The organism is Roseisolibacter sp. H3M3-2, assembly GCF_029211165.1.
Classification (GTDB): Bacteria; Gemmatimonadota; Gemmatimonadetes; order Gemmatimonadales; family Gemmatimonadaceae; genus Roseisolibacter.
The window spans coordinates 1-1,396 of record NZ_JARGEK010000636.1; the positions used below are offsets into that span (position 1 = coordinate 1).

The following is a 1,396-nucleotide window of genomic DNA, read 5'->3' on the forward strand; positions in this document are numbered from 1 at the left end:
CCTCGAGCTCCCGGTCAGCCACCGCCGCGGCGGCTCCCCGCGTGGGGCGCGACGCCCTCGGTGGGCGTCGCGTGCGCCGCCGACCCGGCGGAGCGTTCCGCCGCCGCGTCGCTGGCGTCTCGTGCGTCGCGCAGCGCCCGGCTGCGCGCCAGCTCGCGCTCGCGCGCGGAGAAGGCGCCGTAGCTGCTCTTGAACTGGTCTCGACGGACGGACATCGGGGCTCCTCAGGGGTGCGGGACGGCGGGCGCGTCGCGCGTCCGGCGCCAGGCTCCCACGTCGGAACCTAGGCCGGGTCGCGTCCAGTGTCAAATATGTGTCTAGGACATTCGATTGACGCGTCGGGCCGGCCGCGCTAGCATCCCGGGCATGCCGACGTCCGTCGTCACGCCCGCGTCCCCCATCCATCCGATCCAGGTCGTCGTCCGCCGCACCGGCCTCAGCGCGGACGTGATCCGCGCGTGGGAGAAGCGCCACGGCGTGGTCGCCCCCGTGCGCTCCGCGGTCGGCCGACGTCTCTACTCCGACGCCGACGTCGAGCGCCTGCGCCTCATCGCCCGCGCCACCGGCGGCGGCCGCACCGTCGCGCAGGCCGCGGCGCTGCCGCCCGACGCGCTCGCGGCGCTCGTGCGCTCCGAGTCCGCCTCCGCCGACTCCGCCGGCGCCGTCCGGCGCGACGCGGACGCCGCGTCGCCGGCGCGCGAGCACCTGCAGGCCTGCCTCGCCGCCATCGGCCGATTCGACGGCATGGAGCTCGACGCCGCGCTGCGCCGCGCCACGATCGCGCTCTCCGCGGAGGCGTTCCTCGACGCGATCGTGGTGCACCTCTGGCAGCAGGTGGGCGAGCGGGTGCACGACGGGACGCTGCGCCCGTCGCAGCAGCACCTCGCGCAGGCGGTGCTTCGCCGCGCGCTCGACCGCGTGACCGAGGCGGCGACGCTCCCCGGCGCAGCCCCCGACCTCGTCGTCGCCACGCCGCCCGGGCAGATGCAGGAGCTCGGCGCGCTGCTCACCGCCGCCGCCGCCGCGACCGGCGGGTGGCGCGTGGTCTACCTCGGCCCCGGCCTGCCGGCGGAGGACGTCGCCGAGGCGGCGGTGCGGACGCGCGCGGCCGCCGTGGCGGTGAGCCTGGGGACCGTCTCGGGCGACCGGGTCGTGTCGCGCGAGCTCCGGCGGCTGCGCACGCTGCTCCCCGCCGCCGTCGCGATCGTCGTCGAGGGGGGCGCGACGGACGCCTACGGCAGCGTGCTCCGCGCGATCCGGGCCGACGTCGCACGCGACGTGCGCACGCTGCTGACGCGGCTGCGCGCACTGCGGAGCGAACGCGCGCGTGCGACGCCGGACGCCCCGGCCGGCGCGCGCCGGCGCGCGCGACGCGGCTCGACGCGCGGCCGGCCCC

2 protein-coding genes are annotated in these 1,396 nt (G+C 78.5%); one reads left to right on the plus strand and one right to left on the minus strand.

Going from position 1 to position 1,396, the window contains the following annotated elements:
• Window positions 1–14 precede the first annotated feature (14 nt).
• A complete protein-coding gene (locus PYV61_RS25295; protein WP_275836656.1) occupies window positions 15–215 on the minus strand; it encodes a hypothetical protein in 201 nt (66 codons plus the stop codon).
• 151 nt (window positions 216–366) lie between these two features.
• On the opposite strand from PYV61_RS25295, the gene PYV61_RS25300 reads away from it, so the two are divergent.
• Window positions 367–1,396, plus strand: a 1,030-nt coding sequence (locus PYV61_RS25300; RefSeq protein ID WP_275836657.1) for a MerR family transcriptional regulator, incomplete at its 3' end; no start/stop codon positions are given.